Source organism: Ramlibacter monticola (assembly GCF_016722785.1).
In the GTDB taxonomy this organism is placed as follows: Bacteria; Pseudomonadota; Gammaproteobacteria; order Burkholderiales; family Burkholderiaceae_C; genus Ramlibacter; species Ramlibacter monticola.
In genome coordinates, this window is the sequence record NZ_JAEQNE010000009.1 from 1 (window position 1) to 20564 (window position 20564).

The following is a 20564-nucleotide window of genomic DNA, read 5'->3' on the forward strand; positions in this document are numbered from 1 at the left end:
TCCGGCCTGACGCGCTTCGCTTGCCGAACAGCCGTCAAGGAAGAAAAGACGAAAATCCCCCCGTCCTGGCCTGGAGGAATTTGACCCGGCCACAGGTGGAGGAATTTGAGGTGGCCATCCGGGGACATGGAGTGATTGCAAGCCGAAGGCTGCGGGCGCCAGAAGAGCTAACACCGTCAAGACCATGACGACACGCGAGCGAGGTGGAGTGGCGTTGCTTGCGGTTGGAGAAATGCCAGAGGAGAATGAGGACGTCGGGCGCGTCTGGTCTATGTGGCCGCAACGCGAGCAACGTATCCCTTGAAAGTCCCACCAGTGGACCGCGGAGCTTGGGGCAGCGCCGATTGATGTTCGCCATTGCGTCCTTGAGAGTGCCATCGCGCGTCAAAAGGATGCGCGCGTAGTCGGAAGGGCGATGCGGCCTTCATTGCGGTTGCCACGGAATGAATACAAACTCGAGCTACTACGAAGCAAACGCAAATAGCTTCTTCTCAACGACGGTCTCGGTAGACTTGTCCTCGCTCCGTTCGAGGTTTCTGGCACACGTTCGCACCGGCGGACATGTTTTGGACGCTGGATGCGGGTCTGGTCGAGATGCCAAAGCATTCAGCGAGCAAGGTTTCCGGGTCACGGCGTTCGATGCTTCATCCGCGCTTGCCCAACTCGCTACGGGCTACTGCGGTTTCTCTGTCCAGGTTCGAGCCTTCGACGAAGTGGACGAAGTTGAGGTCTACGACGGAATCTGGTGTTGCGCGAGCCTCCTACACGTATCCACATCCGACATGCCGCGAACGCTCGCGAGCCTGTGGAGAGCGCTGAAGCCGGGCGGTGCGTTGTATGTGAGCTTTAAGCACGGCGAGGGGGAGCAATCCAAGCAGGGCCGCACGTTCACGGACGCCAGCGAGGGCCGCATTCGAGGTTGGCTCGCGCACATTCCGGACGTGGACCGGCTACAAATGTGGCGAACCAAGGACGTACTCCCCAGACGAGATGAGGAATGGCTCAATGCCATAGTCCTCAAATCACCGGCTTCGCCGCGCAAGCCAGTTGCTGGCGGAGCCACAGAGAAGGGCGTCAAGAGATTTTGACTTTGGCTATGGGGAACTGCCGGCCCGCTTAAGCGAGCAGACGGTCTCCCAGTTCACCAGAGTCGGAGCTCCGCGCAATTGGGTTGTGGCGATAACATGCTCGTCTAGAGCGCTTGCTGTGAGATCCTTAACCCACTCCCCACCGCCAAGAAGAGATACTTGTACGCACCAGTAGTTGCCCTCCGGGTCAGGGTAACCAGTTCGAGTCATAGCTTCGGCTGAAGCGATCTCAGCCTCCCCCACGATCCGAAGTAGTTCGACTCGGCCACTCGCGGGGCAGTAAAGCAGGAGTAGTTGGCTCTGGAGAAGCCCTGCGTCCTTCGGAACACCACCAGACCGAGGCTGTGCTCGCACATTGTAGGTGCGGGTTTGGCGCACCCAGTTCCAGTGCTCTTCGCTCTTGAGAAACCCAAGAAGGACAGAAGCCTTGGCAGGCGGTTCCACATAAAGGGGGTGTGTACGTTCGGGGCCGTAGACCTCTGCTTTCCACAAGGTGCTCCGCTCGTGCTGTGTAAAGCGGAGTGCGGCTTGATTTAGCACACGGTCAATAAAGCTGCGAACTGCGTTGGCCCCGGACGCCACTCCGTCCTGAGTTGGGCGCAGCACAAATGCTCCGAGTCCCGGCAAGAGCTCGTGGTATTCGCGGAACTCCCGAGACTCACCACCGGAGCCTGGGTACAAGACATAGGCGCCAGCAGTTCGCCGGATTGCGTCCCTGTAGGCGTGCATCTTCAACAGGTCCTCGCGCCTCACTGAACCTGTGGAACTGCCGGTAGTTGTAGCGGCCTCGGCGTCTACGTCTGTGGAAGCGCCAAAGATTTGCTCCAACGCCTGAACCCTGTACTTGGCATCAAAGTGGATGTGCGTCGGCTCTGGGTCTGGTGTAAAGGAATCTGAACGTGTGATGCTCAGCGTGATGTCCGGGCGCATAGGACGCGTCCAAGACGGGCGCTCCGGCGAACTGGAGTTAAACGTTCTGTTGAAGTGGAGGGCAATATGCAGCCAGCGGCCATCTCGAGCCAGCTCGCCGTGAAGGACGCTCTCCTGTCCGCTTCGTAGGTTGATTGCCAGCCCATCTGGCGAGGCCTTCAGCAATGGTGCGAGAAGGAACGGCTTCCCGATTAGGTCGCCAACGATTTCGGCAATCTGAAGAAACGCCCAGAATTCATAGAGCTCGGCTACGTCGCGCTGCCCTGCCCGATACCTTGCGTCTCGCTTGTGCCAGGTCAGCATGGCCGCGAGCTCGACCTCGATGAAGGTTCTGTAGAAGTCTCTGTATCCTTCGCGCTTCTGCAGAACCTGATTAGTGGAGGGAAACTGTTCTAGCCGACCTACTCCTCGAAAGAGCGGGGCGTCAAGAAGCTCGCTGAGGTGCTCGGCCACGTCGCGTACCTCACGACGTGCTCGGAGGATGACGACGTTGTCGCCCTTCGTTGCAAGCGCGTCTGCGAGTCGCCAGAGCAACCCTTGCCAGTGCTCCAGTGCGTAGAGAATAAAGCGATTCGGAATCGTGTCTAGTGTTTGCTCAGTCCGCGTCGAGATAATCTTTTCAGGTACGGAGCTCAGTCCAGCAAGGTGACCGATCGGGACACGCAGCCCGCCTCCACGCGCGAGTTGCTTCCAGGAGTCAGAGGTCGGCCGCACCCCGCGAGATGCCGGCACAAGCTCCGATGCGATTTCCCAGCTTACATGCGGCGTCAGCGCAATTCGAGCAAACGCCTGGCGTAGTCTGTCGCCCTGCAGTGCTGCCCGCAGGAACTCAAACTGCTCATACAGTGTCGCAGCGTCGCGTCGCTCGTCGACCTCGAAAGCCATGCGCGAAGCCGCGAAGCGCTGCATGACCAACTCGGTCATATGCTCAGCGACATCGCGCAGCATCCAGCGATACTCCGACTTGTAGTCGATTTTCTTGGAGCGGACTTCGAACGAGAAGGCCGCGAGAGGCTCGCCGCGGACGAAGAGCGAGGCGTCCACGGTGCCGGTAGAAAGGTGGGGTCGGAGTCGGCCTGTTCTTCCTGTCTCGTCGTCGACCTCAAAGAGTTCCTGAGGTTCCGTGGTGCTGGGGTGATTGCCAGGAACGGACTTCCACTCAAAACGGTATTCGCTTCCCTCGACAACCTCAAAGGCTGGAACTCCCGGATCTGAGCAGACGACGTTCGCTGCAGCCCAGAGTTCCGGCGTCTTTGCATCCCTCCTCTTCGGCAACCTGTACACCCGAAGCACAGGAGCGTTGTCGCTGGCTTGGCACAGAACCGTGACGGACTCCTGCGCTTGCACGCCTACTCCGTGTAGCTCGCGAACTGATTCACTTGGAGGGCGTACAGCATCCGGCGCACTTTGTCATACGAGATTGGGAGCTGCGCAGGCCCGTTGGAGCCTGTCAGCGCCTCCAACATGGATGAGAGTTCCTTGTCGGATTCGATCACCTCCGGGAGCTGCGTGCAGAAGCGCGCCAGACCAAGAAGCGGCAGTTCCAAACGGCGGCGCGATCCGTGCAGACGCGGTAGAACTTTCTGCATGACGATTCGATCGAGGATTGAATTGACGTCCGGGAAGCCGGCTGCTAGCCCAAACCCTCCGAATCGAAGCGCCTCCTGAAACACGCGGTGGCCGAACTCGAAATGGTGCCGAGAGAGAAAGGCGTGTAATGTCCGGAGGCGAGCTGCGAGCGCGTTCAGGGGCTCCTCTGGCGCATCGGATCCGGAACGCGAAAGCTCGAGAAGGCCGCGTACAAGCTCCATCTCGCCCGGTTGTGCATTCGTTGGCTTGTGTCGCTGCGCCACCAGGTCTTGTGTTGAAACTCGGAACTCAAACGTGTTCGCCCGGTCGAGGACTTTGGGTGAAAACATGTACGTGGTCTCGTCCACGTTGACGGTGCCGACTATGTAGAGATTGGGCGGAAAAGGGATGCTCGTCTCGAGGCCCTTCTTCATGCGCCAGGTCCCCGCGTCAAGTTCCAAGTTGGGCAGGCAATCAAGCCCGCTCTCCATTCCAGACAGAACATCAGCGAAATACCGTTCGACGTGAGCAAGGTTCATTTCGTCAAGCACGAGCAGATAGGGATGGTCTGGGTCTTCATACGCCCTCAGGATGAATGCCAGTGGAGCCGGCACGACCCATGCAGCGCGTCCATCGGCACTCTTTGGGCGGAGTGCGTCCTCGTACCCAAATAGAGCCTCTGAGCCCGTCCAGTCCGGACGTACGGCGGCCACATGCAGCCGGCCCTCCCCTAACCACTCCCCAAAGCGAACGGCAATCTGTGTCTTGCCGGACCCGGAAAGTCCTGTGAGGATCACGAACGGTTTCGCTAGGAGGCTGCACACGAATGCCGCGGCGAGTTCGTTATGGCGCGTTCCGAAGTCGACCCGCGCCGCCCGGAGCGCGGCTGAAAAGCTATTGATGGCGGCTTGGATATCAACCTTGACCGCCAGCTTCTCTGCATCGTCGGGGGATGTTCCCTTCAGCGTTCGATGATATTCGTCAATGACTCCGTCCAGAGCGGCTTCCAGCTCCGGCAGTGGGAGGTGCTTGGATGTATCCCAAGCTGCAGCGACGTAGGAGGATCCGTAGCGATCTGGGCGACCAAGGCCGCGCTCCCGAAACCACTGTTCAACGGTCCTGTTCATGTGGGACTCTTCCCAAGCCGCCTTTGGGCGGTTTTCCTCACTGACACCGTAGCAAAGTAAGAGCTGCTCCTGCGCCTTGTAGTAGAGGAGGACCGGGTAGATGCCCAGAGGTACTGTTTGACCTTCGGCAAGAAACGCAATCCAAGGAATCCGCGCGAAATTCCCTTTGCCGAAGCTAACCTTCACCTGCAATCCGCGATATTCGCCAGGGTAGCCTTGTGTCGAAAGGTCCGTGCCTTCACGGGCTTGTGCGAGGAAGCCGTCCATGAGTGCTGCGATGGGGCTTTCACCCCCGTCGCCGGCCGCAGTGTCATCCTTCAAGAGGATATTGAAGCCTAGGCGACGTAGTAGCCGGAACGCGGGAGACTTCTCGCCGCCAGAGAACTGCTCGCGATCCAGTGGCTCCCCAGTTGCGTGCTTGACCGCCAGCGATAGAACATATTTGGGCGGATATCGCTTTGCCTTGTAGACTAAGTCGTACGCCATTGACGCCGCGCTCGCGGGCACGCCATCTCGGTCAATCTCTTCCAATGCTGCGAGCACATTCGCGGGGGTCACTTCTTCTGTCGCCGCCGAAAAAGTGTCGACGCGCCATTCGTCCCGGAGAGGCTGTATGTAGTAGTCGAGTTGGGTTGTTCCGTGCTGCTGCTCAAGTCGGGTACGGATGTTCTGCAGTTCGCGGTCGATCGCGTCGGGAGAGAGCTTGTCTATCTCTCGGTTGGGTCGCCCGGTGTAGTGCCGCAGGACAGCCCTCCTGTCGGTCTTCCCGAAGATGCGTTCAAATTCATCGGGGAAGAGAAGATACAAAACCATATGCCGCAGTTGCCGCGCTTTCCCGTCCGGCAGCTGCGTAATCCACTCGTCAAATTTCCAGGGGTCGTTCAGGAGAGCCTGACGCCTCTGCTCCGGCTCCGCCTTCAACCTGGACGCGAACGCTACGCAGAACGCCAGCTCGCGCCACTGGTTCTGATTGAATCCTGGGCCCGCGCTGCCGACTCCGCTTAGAACGGCGTCCGACAGCCACTGCTCCGATGAAGATGGAAGGGGTTTGCCAGATCGCGCCCATAATGTTTGGACGGTTTCTCTCTTGTGGCTGGCGGTTAGGCTGCTCGGGCACAGGTACATTGCCCACATCATTTCAGCCGCGAGCATCTTTGCCTCCGGCGAGACGGGCGCTAATTGCTGCTCCAGCTTGTCCTGGAAGTTGCCTGCACCCTCGTCTGGACGCTGAACGAAGTACTTGTCGATTTCCTCAATGCATGCCGGCGTCCAAAGAGCTTGGCCGGACAGCGCCGACCCATCGCTCAAGAGGCAGCTCTTCTTCCAGTGCGCTGCGGCCGAAAGTACCGGTTCAGCGTCGACATCCCCACAAAAGCGGCTCATCTCCGTACCTCCACATGCGGAGCATATCCGCCAAAGCGGAATGAAGCGCCTCAGGGCGGCAGATGATGCACTACCTATGTGCCTTACGGCAAGAAAGCCAAGACTACTGCGGGTTAGATGCGGACTTCCGACCGAGCCCGGTATGCGGCAGCAGTGTCTACTGCTAATGTTGCTTGGGGACTTTGCAAAATGGAGCCGCGCGGAGCCCCGATTTCGTCTTCACCACATTAGACAGTTTGACCACGGAGGGAGAGATCATGGGCGCGACCTTGCTTCCCGACGGCGGTGGCGTGACGGGACTAGCTTCCTTCTACCTGGGGGAGGTCGTAATCGATGACCGGCATCTAGCAGCCCCAGTATGAGCCGCTGCAAAACCCAAACTCAAACTACACGTCTATGTTCGCCGCCCGCAGGGCGTTGGTCTCGATGAAATCCCTCCGCGGCTCCACCTCATCCCCCATCAGCATGGTGAAGACCTTATCCGCCTCGATCGCATCCTCGATCTGCACACGCAGCAGGCGCCGCACAGTGGGATCCATCGTCGTCTCCCATAACTGCTCGGGATTCATCTCACCCAGCCCCTTGTAGCGCTGACGCGCAGTCGACCGCTCGGCCTCGCCAATCAGCCACTTCATCGCCGACCGGAAGTCCCCAACCTTCTCTTCCTTCGCCCGCTCGCCCTCGCCGCGCTTCACGATCGCGCCATCCCCCAGCAACCCGCGGAAGGTCTCCGCAGCTTCGGCCAACGCCTTGTAGTCCGCCCCGTGCACGAAGTCCTGCGTGATGACAGAGGACTTGATGTTGCCGTGGTGGCGACGCGAAATGCGCAGGATCGGCTTGTCGGTCCGGGCGTCGAACTCCCCCGCCACTTCCGCCGGCGCGGCATTCGTCAGCTTGTCGATCTCCTGCAGCTTCGCCTGCAGCTTGACCGCACTCGCCTCGGCTTCGGTCACCGTATCCAGGTTCAGCGACACGCCATCCGCAATCGCGCGAAGCGCTTCCGCATCCATGAACCCGGACAGCCGCTCGATCACGCGCTCCGCAGCCTGGTGCTTGCGAGCCAGTTCGGCCAGCGTGTCACCCTGCAGGGTCGTCGGCGTAACCCCACCCGTCTCCACCTTCGCCCCCAGCAGCGCAATCCGCAGCAGGAACCCATCGAGCTCGGAGCCATCCTTCAGGTACAGCTCCTCCTTGCCCGCCTTCACCTTGTAAAGCGGCGGCTGCGCGATATAGATGTGCCCCCGCTCCACCAACTCCGGCATCTGCCGATAGAAGAACGTCAGCAGCAGCGTCCGGATGTGCGCACCGTCCACGTCCGCGTCGGTCATGATGATGATGCGGTGATAGCGCAGCTTCGCCACGTCGAAGTCGTCCACGCCGCTCTTGCCTGATTCAACCGCCGCCTTGCCGATCCCGGTGCCCAGCGCCGTGATCAGCGTGACGATCTCATTCGACGTCAGCAGCTTCTCGTACCGCGCCTTCTCCACGTTCAGGATCTTGCCCCGCAGCGGCAGGATCGCCTGGAACTTCCGGTCCCGCCCCTGCTTGGCGCTTCCCCCGGCGGAGTCGCCCTCCACGATGTAGATCTCGCACAGCGCCGGATCCTTCTCCTGGCAATCCGCCAGCTTGCCCGGCAAGCCCATGCCATCGAGCACGCCCTTGCGCCGCGTCATCTCGCGCGCCTTGCGAGCCGCCTCGCGGGCGCGCGCGGCTTCCACGATCTTGCCGACGATGATCTTGGCATCGTTGGGCCGCTCCTGCAGGAAGTCGTTCAGCTTGCTGGCCACCACGTCTTCCACCGGGCCGCGCACCTCGCTCGACACCAGCTTGTCCTTGGTCTGGCTCGAGAACTTGGGCTCGGGCACCTTCACGCTCAGTACGCAGGTCAGGCCCTCGCGCATGTCGTCGCCGGAGATCTCGACCTTGGCCTTCTTGGCCAGATCGTTCTCTTCGATGTACTTGTTGATGACGCGCGTCATCGCCGCGCGCAGGCCCGTCAGGTGGGTGCCGCCGTCGCGCTGCGGGATGTTGTTGGTGAAGCAGAGGACCTGTTCGTTGTAGCCGCTGTTCCACTGCATCGCGACTTCCACGCCGATCATCGTGCCCTGGTCGCTCTGCTTCTCGCCGATCGCGTTGAAGGCATTGGGGTGCAGGATCTGCTTGCCCTTGTTGATGAAGTCGACGAAGCCCTTCACGCCGCCGGCGCCGGCGAAGTCGTCTTCCTTGCCGCTGCGCTCGTCGAGCAGGCGGATGCGCACGCCGTTGTTCAGGAAGCTCAGCTCGCGCAGGCGCTTGGACAGGATCTCGTAGTGGAAATCGTAGTTTTCCTTGAAGATCTCGGTGTCCGGCAGGAAGTGCACCTCGGTGCCGCGCTTGTCCGTGTCGCCCAGGATGTGCATGGGGCGGATCAGCGCCGTCTCGCCGTTGGGGCCCGCTTCCTCGTGCACGTCGCCGCTCAGCGTGACGAAGCCCCTGCAGAACTCCAGCACGTGGACCTTGCCTTCGCGCCGCACGGTCACGCGCAGCATCTTCGACAGCGCATTCACGCAGCTCACGCCCACGCCGTGCAGGCCTCCGGATACCTTGTAGCTGTTCTGGTTGAACTTGCCGCCGGCGTGCAGCTCGGTCAGCGCGATCTCGGTGGCGCTGCGCTTGGGCTCGTGCTTGTCGTCCCACTTGATGCCGGTGGGGATGCCGCGGCCGTTGTCGACGACGCTGATCGAGTTGTCGGTGTGGATGGTGACGACGATGTCGTCGCAGTGGCCGGCCAGCGCCTCGTCGATGGAGTTGTCGACCACCTCGAAGACGAGGTGATGCAGGCCCGTGCCGTCGGAGGTGTCGCCGATGTACATGCCCGGGCGCTTGCGCACCGCTTCCAGGCCTTCCAGGATCTGGATGGAACTGGCGCCGTAGTCTCCGAGACCTTCCGGCGGAACGGCCGGCTGGCCGTTGGAGGAATCGCCGTTGTCCGGGAGTGCGGGGGTGTGATCTTGGGCCATAACCTGCTTTGTCTTGCTGTCCTATCCCCGTTCATCGTCATTCCCGCGAAGCGGGAATCCAGAGCGTTCGGGGGAAACCGCGCCGCGCGCGGTCATCGGGAGCCCTGGGCCCCCGCCTTCGCGGGGGTGACGGGATGCGGCGGCGCGTCTCGCCGCCGCGATCAGATGCGCATGGGCATCACCACGTACTTGAAGCTCTGGTTCTCCGGGATCGTGATCAGCGCGCTGCTGTTCGCATCCGCCAGTTCCATCTTCACCATGTCCTGGTCCATGTTCGCGAGCGCGTCGATCAGGTAGGTGACGTTGAAGCCGATCTCGATGTTGTCGCCGGCGTAGTCGATGTCCAGTTCGTCCACCGCCTCTTCCTGCTCGGCGTTGTTGCTCGCCACGCGCAGCGTGCCGCTCTCGATGTTGAGGCGCACGCCCTTGAACTTCTCGCTGGTCAGGATCGCGGTGCGCTGCAGGCTCGCCAGCAGCGGCGCGCGCCCGAGCGTCACGGAGTTCTTGTGGTTCTTCGGGATCACGCGGTTGTAGTCAGGGAACTTGCCCTCGACCAGCTTGGTCACGAATTCCATGCCGCCGAAGGCGAACTTCGCCTGGTTGCTGGCGAACTGCATCTCGATGGCGCCCTCGGCATCCGACAGCAGGCGCTGCAGCTCCAGCACCGTCTTGCGCGGCAGGATCACTTCCTGGCGGGGCACGTCGACGTCGAGCGTGGCGCTGGCGTAGGCGAGGCGGTGGCCGTCGGTGGCCACCAGAGAGAGCTGCCTGCCCTCGGCCACGAACAGGATGCCATTGAGGTAGTAGCGGATGTCGTGCACCGCCATCGCGAAGGAGACCTGATTCAGCAGGTCCTTCAGTGTCTTCTGCGGCACGGCGAACACGGGGCCGAAGCTCGGGGCTTCCTGCACCAACGGGAAGTCCTCGGCCGGCAGCGTCTGCAGCGTGAAGCGGCTCTTGCCGCCCTTGAGGATCACCTTGTTCTGGTTCGACTCGATCGTCACCGTCTGGTCGCCGGGCATGGTGCGCAGGATGTCGATCAGCTTGCGCGCGCCGATGGTCGTGGTGTAGGACCCGGCATCGCCGTCCATGTCGGCGCTGGTGCGGATCTGGATCTCGAGGTCGCTGGTGGTGAACTGCACGTCCTTGCCGGCCTTGCGCAGCAGCACGTTGGCGAGGATGGGCAACGTGTGCCGTTTCTCCACGATGCCGGCCACCGACTGCAGCACCGAGAGCAGTTTTTCTTGCGTTGCCTTCAGGACAATCATGTCTTCCTCTGTTTCTGATTCAGTAGGGGGCGCTGCGGAGCCCCAAAAAGCGTATTTTCGCCTGTTTTGACAAGGGCTTAGGCTGGCTGGGCAGGGGGCGGGGCGGCCGGTTCGCAGCCCCTCCCGGCGTCATTCCCGCGCGGGGGGAATCCAGGGCCTTCCGGGCGCTTCGCTCGCCGCGCGCGCTCCGGGCCCCCGCCTGCGCGGGGGTGACGGAGGAATGCGCCGGGGTGGCGAGGAGGGGCGCGCGGGGAACGGCAGCCGGGATCATCCCTTCAGCGTCTGCTCCAGCACGTGCAACTGCTGGTTCAACTCCGTCAGCTGCTGCCGCTCCGCCGAGATCTTGCGCACGGCGTGCAGCACGGTCGTGTGGTCGCGGCCGCCGAACAGCTCGCCGATCTCGGGCAGGCTCTTCTGGGTCAGCTCCTTGGCCAGGTACATCGCGATCTGGCGCGGGCGGGCGATCGAGGCCGGGCGCTTCTTCGAGTACATGTCGGCGACCTTGATCTTGTAGTAGTCGGCCACCGTCTTCTGGATGTTCTCGACGCTGATCTGCCGGTTCTGGATCGACAGCAGGTCCCGCAGGGCCTCGCGCGCCAGCTGGATCGAGATCTCCTTCTGGTTGAAGCGCGAATAGGCCAGGATCTTGCGCAGCGCGCCTTCCAGCTCCCGCACGTTGGAACGCACGTTCTTGGCCACGAAGAAGGCGACTTCCTCGGGCATCTCGGCGTTCTCCTGCCGGGCCTTGTTGATCAGGATGGCCACGCGCATCTCCAGCTCGGGCGGCTCGATCGCGACCGTGAGGCCGGAATCAAAGCGGGAGATCAGGCGCTCGTGGATGTCCGCCAGGCCCTTCGGATAGGTGTCCGACGTCATCACGATGTGGCTCTTCTTGGCCAGCAGGGCCTCGAAGGCGTTGAAGAACTCTTCCTGCGTCCTGTCCTTGTTGGCGAAGAACTGGACGTCATCTATCAACAGGAGATCCAGGGAGTGGTAGCGCTCCTTGAATTCATCGAAGGTCTTGCGTTGGTACGCCTTCACCACGTCGGAAACGAACTGTTCCGCGTGGATGTAAAGCACCTTCGCCTGCGGCCGATCGGCCAACAACCGGTTACCGACTGCATGCACCAGGTGCGTCTTTCCCAGGCCCACGCCGCCGTAGATGAAGAGCGGGTTGTACAGCTGCCCGGGGGTGCCGGCGACGTGCATGGCGGCCGCGCGGGCCATGCGGTTGGCCGTGCCTTCGACCAGGTTGTCGAAGGTCAGGGCCGTGTTCAGGCGGGTCTTGAAGGCCGCGGAAGCAGGGTCTTCCTCGATGTCCGCGGGCTCCGCGACGGGCGCGTTGGCGGCCACCACGGAAGGCGCAGGATAAGTCCTGACGGTGTTTTCCCGAGGAGTGATCGCTAACTCGAGTTGCACCGGCTGGCCATAGAGCTTCTCCAGCACGGCGTTGATGCGGCCGGCATACTGGGCGCGGATCCAGTCGAGCTTGAAGCGGTTGGCGACGAACAGCGTGACGCGCGAAAAATCGTCGGTGACCTGGGCCGACAGCGGCTTGATCCAGGTGTTGAACTGCTGCTCGGGGAGCTCCTGCGCGAGTTGCTCGACACACGCCTGCCAAAGGCTGTCGCCTGCTTCCAGGCTGGGTGTTGCCGCCAGCCTGCTGTGTTGCCCCTCGCTCATCTTTGCCCCGTCGCTCCTGTGGATTAGTTTTCGCGCACGAAACGGCGCATTCTAGGGCGTCTACACCTTATCCACAAAGGCGATCTGCATGGCCCGACAGCCAGCGTGAAGGGACTTGACATCCAATTCGTTTGCCGGGGAATGCCTTTTCTGCGAGAATGCCGGGTTTTCCCGAGAACCGACCATGAAACGCACCTACCAGCCTTCCAAAGTGCGCCGCGCGCGTACCCACGGCTTCCTCGTCCGGATGAAGACCCGTGGCGGCCGCGCCGTCATCAACGCCCGCCGCGCCAAGGGGCGCAAGCGCCTGGCTGTCTAATCGGCCGCGTCCGATCGCAAGCGCGCGCCTGCGCCTGCCGACCGTGCAGCGGCTGAAGACCCGGGCACAGTACGAGGCAGCGATGGCAGGTGGCACCGTCTCCCGGACGCCGCACTTCGTGCTGCATCGCGCGCCGCTGGCCGCGCCGTCCGAACCCTCCGAGGCCCCCAGTCCGACCACCGGCGCCGCAGGCGCCGTTGCTGTGTCCGGGGCGGGCCGCGCCAGGCCGCTGTTCCCGGTGCGCGAAGAGCCCTGGGTCGGTGCGGTCGTGCCGAAGCGCTGGGCGAAACGGGCGGTCACCCGCAACGGCATCCGGCGCCAGATCTACGCCGTGAGCGCGTCCTACGCCTCGCGCCTGCCCGCAGCCGCCCACGTGGTGCGGCTGCGGATGGACTTCGCCCGCGCGGAATTCCCCAGCGCCTGGTCCGACGCACTGAAGGCCTCGGTGCGGCGCGAACTGCTGCAGTTGTTCGAGCGGGTAGCGGCATGAACATCGCCCAGCGCATCCTGGTCGGCATCGTGAAGGCCTACCGCCTCACGCTGTCGCCGTGGATCGGCTCGGCCTGCCGCTTCACGCCGACCTGTTCCGCCTATGCCCTGCAGGCCCTGCAGGAGCATGGCGCGGCCGCGGGCGCTTATCTCACGGTCACCCGCATCGCGCGCTGCCATCCCTGGTGCGCCGGCGGGCACGATCCCGTCCCGCAAGCGAAGCCACGAATCTTCGCGTTCCTCCATCAGAAGAAACTTCCATGACCGACATCCGCCGCACCATCCTCTGGGTGATCTTCGGCTTCTCCCTCGTCATGCTGTGGGACCAGTGGCAGGTCTTCAACGGCAAGCCGGCGACCTTCTTCCCCTCGCCGCCGAAGCAGAGCGCGACCGCGCCCAAGGGCGCGGCCAGCGCGGTGCCCACGCCGGCGCCCGCGGGCCCCTCCGCGGTGCCGGCCACGGCCAGCGCCGTGGTGCCGGGCGCGGTGCCCGGGGCGTCCCCGGCCGCGTCGCGCGAGCGCATCACGGTGAAGACCGACATGATGGAAGTCGTCTTCGATCCCGAGGGCGCGACCATCGTGCACACGGACTACCCGAAGCTCGCGGGCGACAAGCCGGGCATCCCCTTCGTGCTGCTGGACCAGGGGCCGGACCGCGTGTACGTGGCGCAGTCGGGCCTGATCGGCGGCGACTTCCCGACGCACAAGACGGTGATGGCCGCGGTGCCGGGCGAACGCACGCTGCGCGACGGCCAGAACGACCTGTCCATCCGCTTCGAGTCGCCGGTGCAGGGCGGCGTGAAGCTGGCCAAGACCTACCGGTTCAAGCGCGGTGCCTATGACGTCGAGGTGAAGCACGAGGTGATCAACGCCGGCAGCGCGCCGGTGTCGCCGCAGCTGTACCTGCAGCTCGTGCGCGACGGCAACAAGCTGCCGGGCGAGTCGTCCTTCTATTCCACCTTCACCGGCCCGGCGGTCTACACGCACGAGAAGAAGTTCCAGAAGGTGGAGTTCAGCGACATCGAGAAGGGCAAGGCCGATTTCGAGAAGGCCTCCGGCGACGGCTACGTGGCGATGGTGCAGCACTACTTCGCCAGCGCCTGGCTCCTGCCGGACGGCCTCAAGCGCGACCTGTTCATGCGCAAGGTGGACAACAACCTGTATGCGGCCGGCATGATCACCTCGCTGCCCGCCATCGCCCCCGGGGCGGCGCAGACCGTGGACGCGCGCTTCTTCGCCGGCCCGCAGGAAGAAAAGACGCTGGAGAAGATCTACCCCGGCCTGGACCTGGTGAAGGACTACGGCTGGCTGACCATCCTGGCCAAGCCGCTGTACTGGCTGCTCTCCAAGCTGCACGACTTCATCCGCAACTGGGGCTGGTCCATCATGGCCCTGGTGCTGATCATCAAGATCGCCTTCTACTGGCTGCAGGCCAAGGGCTACGAGAGCATGGCCAAGATGAAGGCCATCAACCCGAAGGTGATGGCCCTGCGCGAGCGCTACAAGGACAACCCGCAGCAGATGCAGCAGGAGATGATGCGCATCTACCGCGAGGAGAAGGTCAACCCGCTGGGCGGCTGCCTGCCGATCTTCATCCAGATCCCGGTGTTCATCGCGCTGTACTGGGTGCTGCTGTCCTCGGTGGAGATGCGCGGCGCGCCCTGGATCGGCTGGATCCACGACCTGTCGCAGAAGGACCCCTACTTCATCCTGCCGGTGGTGATGACGCTGTCGACGCTGCTGCAGACCGCGCTGAACCCGGTCCCGCCGGACCCGATGCAGGCCAAGATGATGTGGTTCATGCCGCTCATCTTCTCGGTGATGTTCTTCTTCTTCCCGGCCGGCCTGGTGCTGTACTGGATCACGAACAACATCCTGTCGATCGCGCAGCAGTGGCTGATCAACACGCGGATGGGGGTGCCGCCGGAGTTCAACCTGCCGAAGTTCCGGTAACTCCGTCATCCCCGCGCAGGCGGGGGATCCAGAAAGGGCCGCTTCGCGGCCCTTTCCTTTTCAAACGCCCTGGATCCCCGCCTCCGCGGAGAGGACGGAGGGCGAGGACAATCGCCCCATGCTCTCCCGCCTCGACCAGCCCATCGCCGCCATCGCCACCGCCCCCGGCCGCGGCGCGGTGGGCATCGTGCGGGTCTCGGCGAAGGACGTGCAGGCGGTGATCGCAGCCGTCTGCGGCCGCGCCCTGCGGCCGCGCGAGGCCACCTACCTGCCCTTCCGCGCCGGCGACGGCAGCGCCATCGACCAGGGCCTCGCGATCCACTTCCCCGCGCCGCATTCCTACACCGGCGAGGACGTGCTGGAACTGCAGGCGCACGGCGGGCCGGTGGTGCTGCAGCTGCTGCTGGCGCGCTGCCTCGAAGCCGGTGCCGCGATGCAGCTGCGCGTCGCCGAGCCTGGCGAGTTCACGCGCCGCGCCTTCCTCAATGGCAAGCTCGATCTCGCGCAGGCCGAGGCCATCGCCGACCTGATCGACGCCAGCACCGAGGCGGCGGCCCGCAGCGCGACGCGCTCGCTGGCCGGCGAGTTCTCGCGCGAGATCCACGCCCTGCGCGATGCGCTGATCGACCTGCGCATGCTGGTCGAGGCCACCCTCGACTTCCCCGAGGAGGAGATCGACTTCCTGCAGAAGGCTGACGCGCAGGGCCAGCTGGACCGGCTGCAGGCCAGGCTCGCGCGCGTGATGCAGCGCGCGCACCAGGGCGCGCTGCTGCGCGAAGGCATCAACGTGGTGATCGCGGGGCAGCCGAACGCCGGCAAGAGCTCTCTGCTCAATGCGCTGGCGGGCGCGGAGCTCGCCATCGTGACGCCGATCCCCGGCACCACGCGCGACGTGGTGCGGCAGACGATCCAGATCGAGGGCGTGCCGCTGCACGTGGTCGACACCGCCGGCCTGCGCGAAGGCGCGGACCAGGTGGAGCAGATCGGCATCGAGCGCGCCTGGGGCCAGATCGAGAAGGCCGACGCGGTGGTGTTCCTCCACGACCTGACGCGCGCGGCGTCCGGGGAGTACCGCGCTGCGGATGAAGCGATCGCGGCGAAGCTGCCGACGGATGTGCCGGTGGTGGATGTGTGGAACAAGAGCGATGCCATGCCCGTCGTTCCCGCGCACGCGGGCATCCAGCTCTCCGCGAAAACCGGCGCAGGCCTCGATGCCTTGCGCAGGAAACTCCTCGAACTCGCCGGCTGGCAGTCCGCCCCCGAGGGCGTCTTCATCGCCCGCGAACGCCACCTGCACGCCCTGCGCCGCGTCGACGCGCATCTCATGGAGGCCGCCGCCCACCTCGCGCGGGAAGCGCAGGCGCTCGACCTGCTGGCGGAAGAACTGCGGCTGGCGCAGAACGCGCTGTCGGAGATCACCGGGGAGTTCAGCGCCGACGATCTGCTGGGAGTGATCTTCAGCCGCTTCTGCATCGGCAAGTAGCCCACGACGTGCATCGGCTATCGAGGCCTGGCCGCCGTCCGAAGATCGAGGGGCCCGGCCTGCCGGATCCTGTTATTCCTGACGCCGCCACCGCTCGTTCCCTCCCGCGCACCGCCCGTCCGCGCAAACCACAGAGGGGCGTTACCCGCGAAGAAAGGCACCGTATCTCGTGTAATTTGCAGGTAACAGCGCTTGTTCGGCACACCGGGCTCCGTTTAACTTGCCGGCATGAATGCGCCTCTTCCGACTCCGGTCAAATTCGACGTGCAGGGCCTGGTGCAGGCCATCGGCCGCAACCAGACCGCAGATGCCTTCCGCCCCCAGCTCAATCCCACCCAGTGGGAAATCCTCGGCTCCTACCTGCAGCCCTTCGCCGTGCGGCAGGGGCAGGTCCTCATCGAGCAGAACGCGACCGACCGCACCGTGTACATCGTGGAATCGGGCGCGCTCACGGTGCACTACGAGGACGACAAGAAACGGCTGCGGCTGGCCAGCGTGGAAGGCGGGTCCGCCGTGGGGGAAGGCGCCTTCTTCACCCGCAACCCGCGCAATGCGACCGTGCAGGCCGCCAGTGCGTGCAAGCTGTGGTCGCTGTCGCCGATCCGCTTCACCGAGCTCTCCAACCGGCAGCCCGCGCTCGCGCTGGAGCTCGCGATGGCGCTCGGCTCGCTGGTGTCGCGGCGGCTGGCCAACCGGCCCAAACGGGTGGCGGTCACCTGAGCGGCACGTGCCGCCTGTCCGGCGCACCGCGACGCTCGTCCCGGAACGCCCGCACGCGTGTGGCGGCGTGGCAAAACCCCTGAAATGCGTCGCGCACTGTCCCTAAACTGGGATCGCGGCGCCCCGATCAACCCCCAGGCAGCGCGCAGGAAGTACCCATGTCCCTCTTCAGCTGGTTCTCTTCGGGCCGGAAAAGCAAGCACGACGCGAGGCCGAGCGGCCTCCCGAGTTCGTCGTTCTCGCGCCTGGACTCCACCAAGCCGGTGAACGGCGCGCAGGCGGCCCACCACGCCTCGCACGGGCGCTCGTCGGAGCGCAAGCACGAACGCAGCGCGAACCGGGAGCACCTGTACGCGGTGGTGCGCGAGGCCATGGTGCGCGCCGGCGTGCTGTCCTCCAGCTACAAGTTCAAGGTGCTGTCGCTCGACCCGCACGGCAAGCAGTACATGGTGATGGTGGACCTGATGCGCGGCGCCGTGAGCGAGTCCTCGCGCATGGCGGAGATCGAGGCGACCGTCGCCCAGTCGGCGCGGGCCAAGTACGACATCCTCGTCACGGCGGTGTACTGGCGCGCCAGCGAGCACGTCTCGGTCGGCGATCCGCGCGTCGGCTCGGTGTCGCAGCCGGCCCCGCTGATGGCGGAGCCGCCGCAGCGCCGCCCGCATTCGCGCCCCGCGCCGCTGGAGAGCATCTCGCGTCCCGCCCCGCTGCAGGCGGTTTCCCGCCCGGCGCCGGTCGATCCCCTGCAGGCCGACGAAGTGGCGGCCTTCCAGAAGGCGCTGAATGCCGGCCTGCGCGGCGAGCGCGCACTGGCCGTGGCGAACGCGGGCCGCGGCGCGGCGCACCAGAACTACACGCTGCTGACCGGATTCGAAGACACCGAGATGGTGGCGGACGACGCGCCGGGGGCGCAGCTGAGCGCGACGCAGTACGGCGCGCTGCGTTGATCACGCGTCATTCCCGCCTGCGCGTGAATGACGACGATCAGTGCCCCGCGAAGTGCACCAGCGTGAACAGGTCCAGCCCGCCTTCGCGCAGCCGCACCGAGCCTCCCAGCTCCGGCAGGTCCACGATGGCCGCCCCTTCGATCACCGTGCCCCCCAGTTTCTCCAGCAGCTTCTTGCCGGCCATCATCGTGCCGCCGGTGGCGATCAGGTCGTCGATCAGCAGCACGCGCTGTCCCGGCTTGACGGCGTCCGTGTGCAGTTCCACCGTCGCACTGCCGTATTCGAGCTCGTAGGTCTCTTCCACCGTCGTGAACGGCAGCTTGCCCTTCTTGCGGATCGGCACGAAGCCCACCCCCAGCTCGTAGGCGATCACGGAGCCGAGGATGAAGCCGCGCGCGTCGAGGCCGGCAACCACGTCCGGGCGGCGGTCCATGTAGCGGTGCACGAAGGCGTCGATCAGGACCCGGAAGACCTTGGGGTCCTGCAGCAGCGGCGTGATGTCGCGGAACTGCACGCCGGGAGCCGGCCAGTCGGGCACGGTGCGGATGTGGCTGCGCAGGTAGTCCCCGACGCCGAACGGAATCTCTTGCATCTCGACTTTCACTTCAGCCCCGAAGGAGCATTTCCTCGGCCTGCGCCAGCGTGTCCGGGCGGCCCGACAGGACGAGAGTATCGCCGTCCTTCAGGGGCGGATCGGAAGCCGGGTCGACGACGCGGCCGTTGCTGCGGCGCAGGCTGACCACGCGCACGCCCTGCTCCCCCAGCGGCAGCTGGCTCAGGGCGCGGCCCAGCGCCTCGGCCTCCGGCGGCAGCGTCACGGTGGCCAGGCGCTCCTGCTCGAAGTCCTGCTCCTCGTCGTCGGCGCCGTGGAAGTAGCCGCGCAGCAGCTGGTAGCGCTCGTCGCGCTGGTGCTGCACGATGCGCAGCACCCGGCGCATCGGGATGCCCGCCAGCGCCAGCGCGTGGCTGGCCAGGATCAGCGAGCCCTCCAGCGTTTCCGGCACGACCTCGGTGGCGCCGGCCTTCTGCAGCTTCTCCAGGTCGTGGTCGTCCTGCGTGCGCACGATCACGGGCACCTGCGGCGCGTGCCGGCGCGCCGCAGCCAGTACCTTCATCGCGGCCGGCACGTCCAGGTAGGTGATCACCACCGCGCTCGCGCGGCCCAGGCCAGCCGCGATCAGCGCCTGCAGCCGGGAGGCGTCGCCGAACACCACCGAATCGCCGGCGGCGCTGGCCTGGCGCACGCGGTCCGGGTCGAGGTCCAGCGCGATGTAGGGAATGCCTTCCTGCCCCAGCATGCGGGCGAGGTTCTGGCCGCAGCGGCCGTAGCCGCACAGGATCACGTGCTTGTTGGCGTTGATCGCGCGGCGCGCGATCTGCGTCATCTGCAGCGACTGCATCAGCCATTCGCTCGCCACCAGCTTCATCACGATCCGGTTGCTCCACTGGATGATGAAGGGCGTGGCCAGCATCGACAGCACCATGCTGGCGAGGACCGGGTTCAGCAGCGCCGGCGGCACCAGCTCGTTCTGCTGCGCCAGCGCCAGCAGCACGAAACCGAACTCGCCGGCCTGCGCCAGGTAGAGGCCGGTGCGCAGCGACACGCCCATGGTGGCGCCGAACAGCCTGGCCAGCGCCGTCACCAGCAGCAGCTTGAACAGCACCGGCGCCACCAGCAGCAGCAGCACCAGGCGCCAGTGCTCCGCCACCGGCCGCCAGTCCAGCAGCATGCCGATCGTGATGAAGAACAGGCCCAGCAACACGTCGTGGAAGGGCCGGATGTCCGCTTCCACCATCACCTTGTATTCGGTCTCGGAGATCAGGATGCCGGCGATGAAGGCGCCCAGCGCCAGCGACAGCCCCGCCATCTCGGTGAGCCAGGCCAGCCCCAGCGTGACCATCAGCAGGTTGAGCACGAACAGCTCGTCGCTCTTGCGCCGCGCCACCAGGGTGAGCCACCAGCGCATGAGCCGCTGGCCCCCGGCCAGCAGCAGCGTGATCAGCGCGGCGCCCTTCACGCTGGCCAGCGCCACCTCGCGCAGCAGCACCTCCGGCGGGCTGCCCAGGGCGGGGATCAGCACCAGCAGCGGCACCACGGCGAGGTCCTGGAACAGCAGCACGCCGACGACGCGCTTGCCGTGCTCGCTATCGAGTTCCAGCCGGTCCGACATCATCTTGACCACGATGGCCGTGCTGCTCATGGCCAGGGCCCCCGAGAGCGCCAGGGTGCTCTGCCAGCCCATGGGCGCCAGCCGGGGGGCGTACCAGGCCAGCGCGAAGGCGCCCAGCGTGGCCGGGACCACGGTCAGCAGCACCTGCGACAGCCCCAGCCCGAACACGTGGGTGCGCATGGCGCGCAGCTTGCCGATGTTGAACTCCAGGCCGATCACGAACATCAGGAACACGACGCCGAATTCGGCCAGGTGGCGCACGCTGTCGGAGTCCTGCGCGAGCGCCAGCGCGTTCGGTCCGATCAGCACCCCGACCACGAGGTAGCCGAGCATCGGCGGCAGACGCACCAACCGGCAGAGCACCACGGCGAGCACGGCGGCCAGCAGGTAGAGCAGGGTCAGCTCGAGCGAGGTCACCCCCCGATGCTATCGGACG

The 20564-nt window shown here is 64.8% G+C and carries 15 protein-coding genes; 8 read left to right on the forward strand and 7 right to left on the reverse strand.

Features of this window, described 5'->3' with window-relative positions; translation table 11 throughout:
* The first annotated feature begins 443 nt into the window (after positions 1 to 443).
* The gene (locus tag JJ685_RS25940) at positions 444 to 1088 is read left to right on the forward strand and encodes a class I SAM-dependent methyltransferase (protein ID WP_201677281.1); all 645 of its coding nucleotides are present in this window, start codon (positions 444 to 446) and stop codon (positions 1086 to 1088) included.
* Positions 1089 to 1094: 6 nt separating this feature from the next.
* Here the strand turns inward: JJ685_RS25940 and JJ685_RS25945 are convergent, their stop codons facing one another.
* From JJ685_RS25945 to dnaA, 5 genes are all read right to left on the reverse strand, one after another.
* Positions 1095 to 3365, reverse strand: a complete 2271-nt coding sequence (locus JJ685_RS25945; protein WP_201677282.1) for a DUF2357 domain-containing protein — start codon at positions 3363 to 3365, stop codon at positions 1095 to 1097.
* Positions 3366 to 3367: 2 nt separating this feature from the next.
* A complete protein-coding gene (locus JJ685_RS25950; RefSeq protein WP_201677283.1) occupies positions 3368 to 6097 on the reverse strand; it encodes an McrB family protein in 2730 nt (909 codons plus the stop codon).
* Positions 6098 to 6483: 386 nt separating this feature from the next.
* Positions 6484 to 9096 carry a DNA topoisomerase (ATP-hydrolyzing) subunit B gene (gene gyrB, locus JJ685_RS25955; protein ID WP_201677284.1) on the reverse strand — a complete coding sequence of 871 codons (2613 nt, stop codon included), beginning with the start codon at positions 9094 to 9096 and terminating at the stop codon, positions 6484 to 6486.
* 161 nt (positions 9097 to 9257) lie between these two features.
* On the reverse strand, positions 9258 to 10364 hold the full coding sequence (dnaN, locus tag JJ685_RS25960; RefSeq protein WP_201677285.1) for a DNA polymerase III subunit beta: 1107 nt from the start codon (positions 10362 to 10364) through the stop codon (positions 9258 to 9260).
* A 267-nt stretch (positions 10365 to 10631) separates the two neighbouring features.
* Positions 10632 to 12047: a chromosomal replication initiator protein DnaA gene (dnaA, locus tag JJ685_RS25965; RefSeq protein WP_201677286.1), complete on the reverse strand. Its 1416-nt coding sequence runs from the start codon at positions 12045 to 12047 to the stop codon at positions 10632 to 10634.
* 184 nt (positions 12048 to 12231) lie between these two features.
* Here dnaA and rpmH point away from each other — a divergent pair, with 184 nt between their 5' ends.
* From rpmH to JJ685_RS26000, 7 genes are all read left to right on the forward strand, one after another.
* Positions 12232 to 12366 carry a 50S ribosomal protein L34 gene (gene rpmH / locus JJ685_RS25970; protein WP_027101598.1) on the forward strand — a complete coding sequence of 45 codons (135 nt, stop codon included), beginning with the start codon at positions 12232 to 12234 and terminating at the stop codon, positions 12364 to 12366.
* A 43-nt stretch (positions 12367 to 12409) separates the two neighbouring features.
* Positions 12410 to 12856, forward strand: a complete 447-nt coding sequence (locus tag JJ685_RS25975) for a ribonuclease P protein component (protein WP_201677287.1) — start codon at positions 12410 to 12412, stop codon at positions 12854 to 12856.
* 2 nt (positions 12857 to 12858) lie between these two features.
* Positions 12859 to 13119 (forward strand): membrane protein insertion efficiency factor YidD, encoded by a 261-nt coding sequence (gene yidD / locus JJ685_RS25980; RefSeq protein WP_201677457.1) that lies wholly within the window; start codon positions 12859 to 12861, stop codon positions 13117 to 13119.
* Positions 13116 to 14807, forward strand: coding sequence for a membrane protein insertase YidC (yidC, locus tag JJ685_RS25985; RefSeq protein WP_201677288.1), 1692 nt, complete (start codon positions 13116 to 13118; stop codon positions 14805 to 14807). The genes yidD and yidC overlap by 4 nt, the downstream gene beginning before the upstream one ends.
* Before the next feature lie 118 nt (positions 14808 to 14925).
* Positions 14926 to 16290: a tRNA uridine-5-carboxymethylaminomethyl(34) synthesis GTPase MnmE gene (mnmE, locus tag JJ685_RS25990; RefSeq protein ID WP_201677289.1), complete on the forward strand. Its 1365-nt coding sequence runs from the start codon at positions 14926 to 14928 to the stop codon at positions 16288 to 16290.
* Between the two features lie 228 nt (positions 16291 to 16518).
* The gene (locus JJ685_RS25995) at positions 16519 to 17010 is read left to right on the forward strand and encodes a cyclic nucleotide-binding domain-containing protein (protein WP_201677290.1); all 492 of its coding nucleotides are present in this window, start codon (positions 16519 to 16521) and stop codon (positions 17008 to 17010) included.
* A 158-nt stretch (positions 17011 to 17168) separates the two neighbouring features.
* Positions 17169 to 17957 (forward strand): hypothetical protein, encoded by a 789-nt coding sequence (locus JJ685_RS26000; RefSeq protein WP_201677291.1) that lies wholly within the window; start codon positions 17169 to 17171, stop codon positions 17955 to 17957.
* 37 nt (positions 17958 to 17994) lie between these two features.
* On the opposite strand, the gene JJ685_RS26005 is transcribed toward JJ685_RS26000, so the two are convergent.
* Both JJ685_RS26005 and JJ685_RS26010 read right to left on the reverse strand, forming a co-directional pair.
* Positions 17995 to 18549 carry an adenine phosphoribosyltransferase gene (locus JJ685_RS26005; RefSeq protein WP_201677292.1) on the reverse strand — a complete coding sequence of 185 codons (555 nt, stop codon included), beginning with the start codon at positions 18547 to 18549 and terminating at the stop codon, positions 17995 to 17997.
* 13 nt (positions 18550 to 18562) lie between these two features.
* Positions 18563 to 20545, reverse strand: a complete 1983-nt coding sequence (locus tag JJ685_RS26010; protein WP_201677293.1) for a cation:proton antiporter domain-containing protein — start codon at positions 20543 to 20545, stop codon at positions 18563 to 18565.
* Positions 20546 to 20564 lie beyond the last annotated feature (19 nt).

What these genes read in the sequence shown, in the direction of transcription:
- JJ685_RS25940 (WP_201677281.1), top strand. Translation starts at nt 444, where the DNA reads ATGAATACAAACTCGAGCTACTACGAAGCAAACGCAAATAGCTTCTTC.
- JJ685_RS25950 (WP_201677283.1), bottom strand. Translation starts at nt 6,097, where the DNA reads ATGAGCCGCTTTTGTGGGGATGTCGACGCTGAACCGGTACTTTCGGCC.
- gyrB (WP_201677284.1), bottom strand. Translation starts at nt 9,096, where the DNA reads ATGGCCCAAGATCACACCCCCGCACTCCCGGACAACGGCGATTCCTCC.
- dnaN (WP_201677285.1), bottom strand. Translation starts at nt 10,364, where the DNA reads ATGATTGTCCTGAAGGCAACGCAAGAAAAACTGCTCTCGGTGCTGCAG.
- dnaA (WP_201677286.1), bottom strand. Translation starts at nt 12,047, where the DNA reads ATGAGCGAGGGGCAACACAGCAGGCTGGCGGCAACACCCAGCCTGGAA.
- rpmH (WP_027101598.1), top strand. Translation starts at nt 12,232, where the DNA reads ATGAAACGCACCTACCAGCCTTCCAAAGTGCGCCGCGCGCGTACCCAC.
- yidC (WP_201677288.1), top strand. Translation starts at nt 13,116, where the DNA reads ATGACCGACATCCGCCGCACCATCCTCTGGGTGATCTTCGGCTTCTCC.
- mnmE (WP_201677289.1), top strand. Translation starts at nt 14,926, where the DNA reads ATGCTCTCCCGCCTCGACCAGCCCATCGCCGCCATCGCCACCGCCCCC.
- JJ685_RS25995 (WP_201677290.1), top strand. Translation starts at nt 16,519, where the DNA reads ATGAATGCGCCTCTTCCGACTCCGGTCAAATTCGACGTGCAGGGCCTG.
- JJ685_RS26000 (WP_201677291.1), top strand. Translation starts at nt 17,169, where the DNA reads ATGTCCCTCTTCAGCTGGTTCTCTTCGGGCCGGAAAAGCAAGCACGAC.
- JJ685_RS26005 (WP_201677292.1), bottom strand. Translation starts at nt 18,549, where the DNA reads ATGCAAGAGATTCCGTTCGGCGTCGGGGACTACCTGCGCAGCCACATC.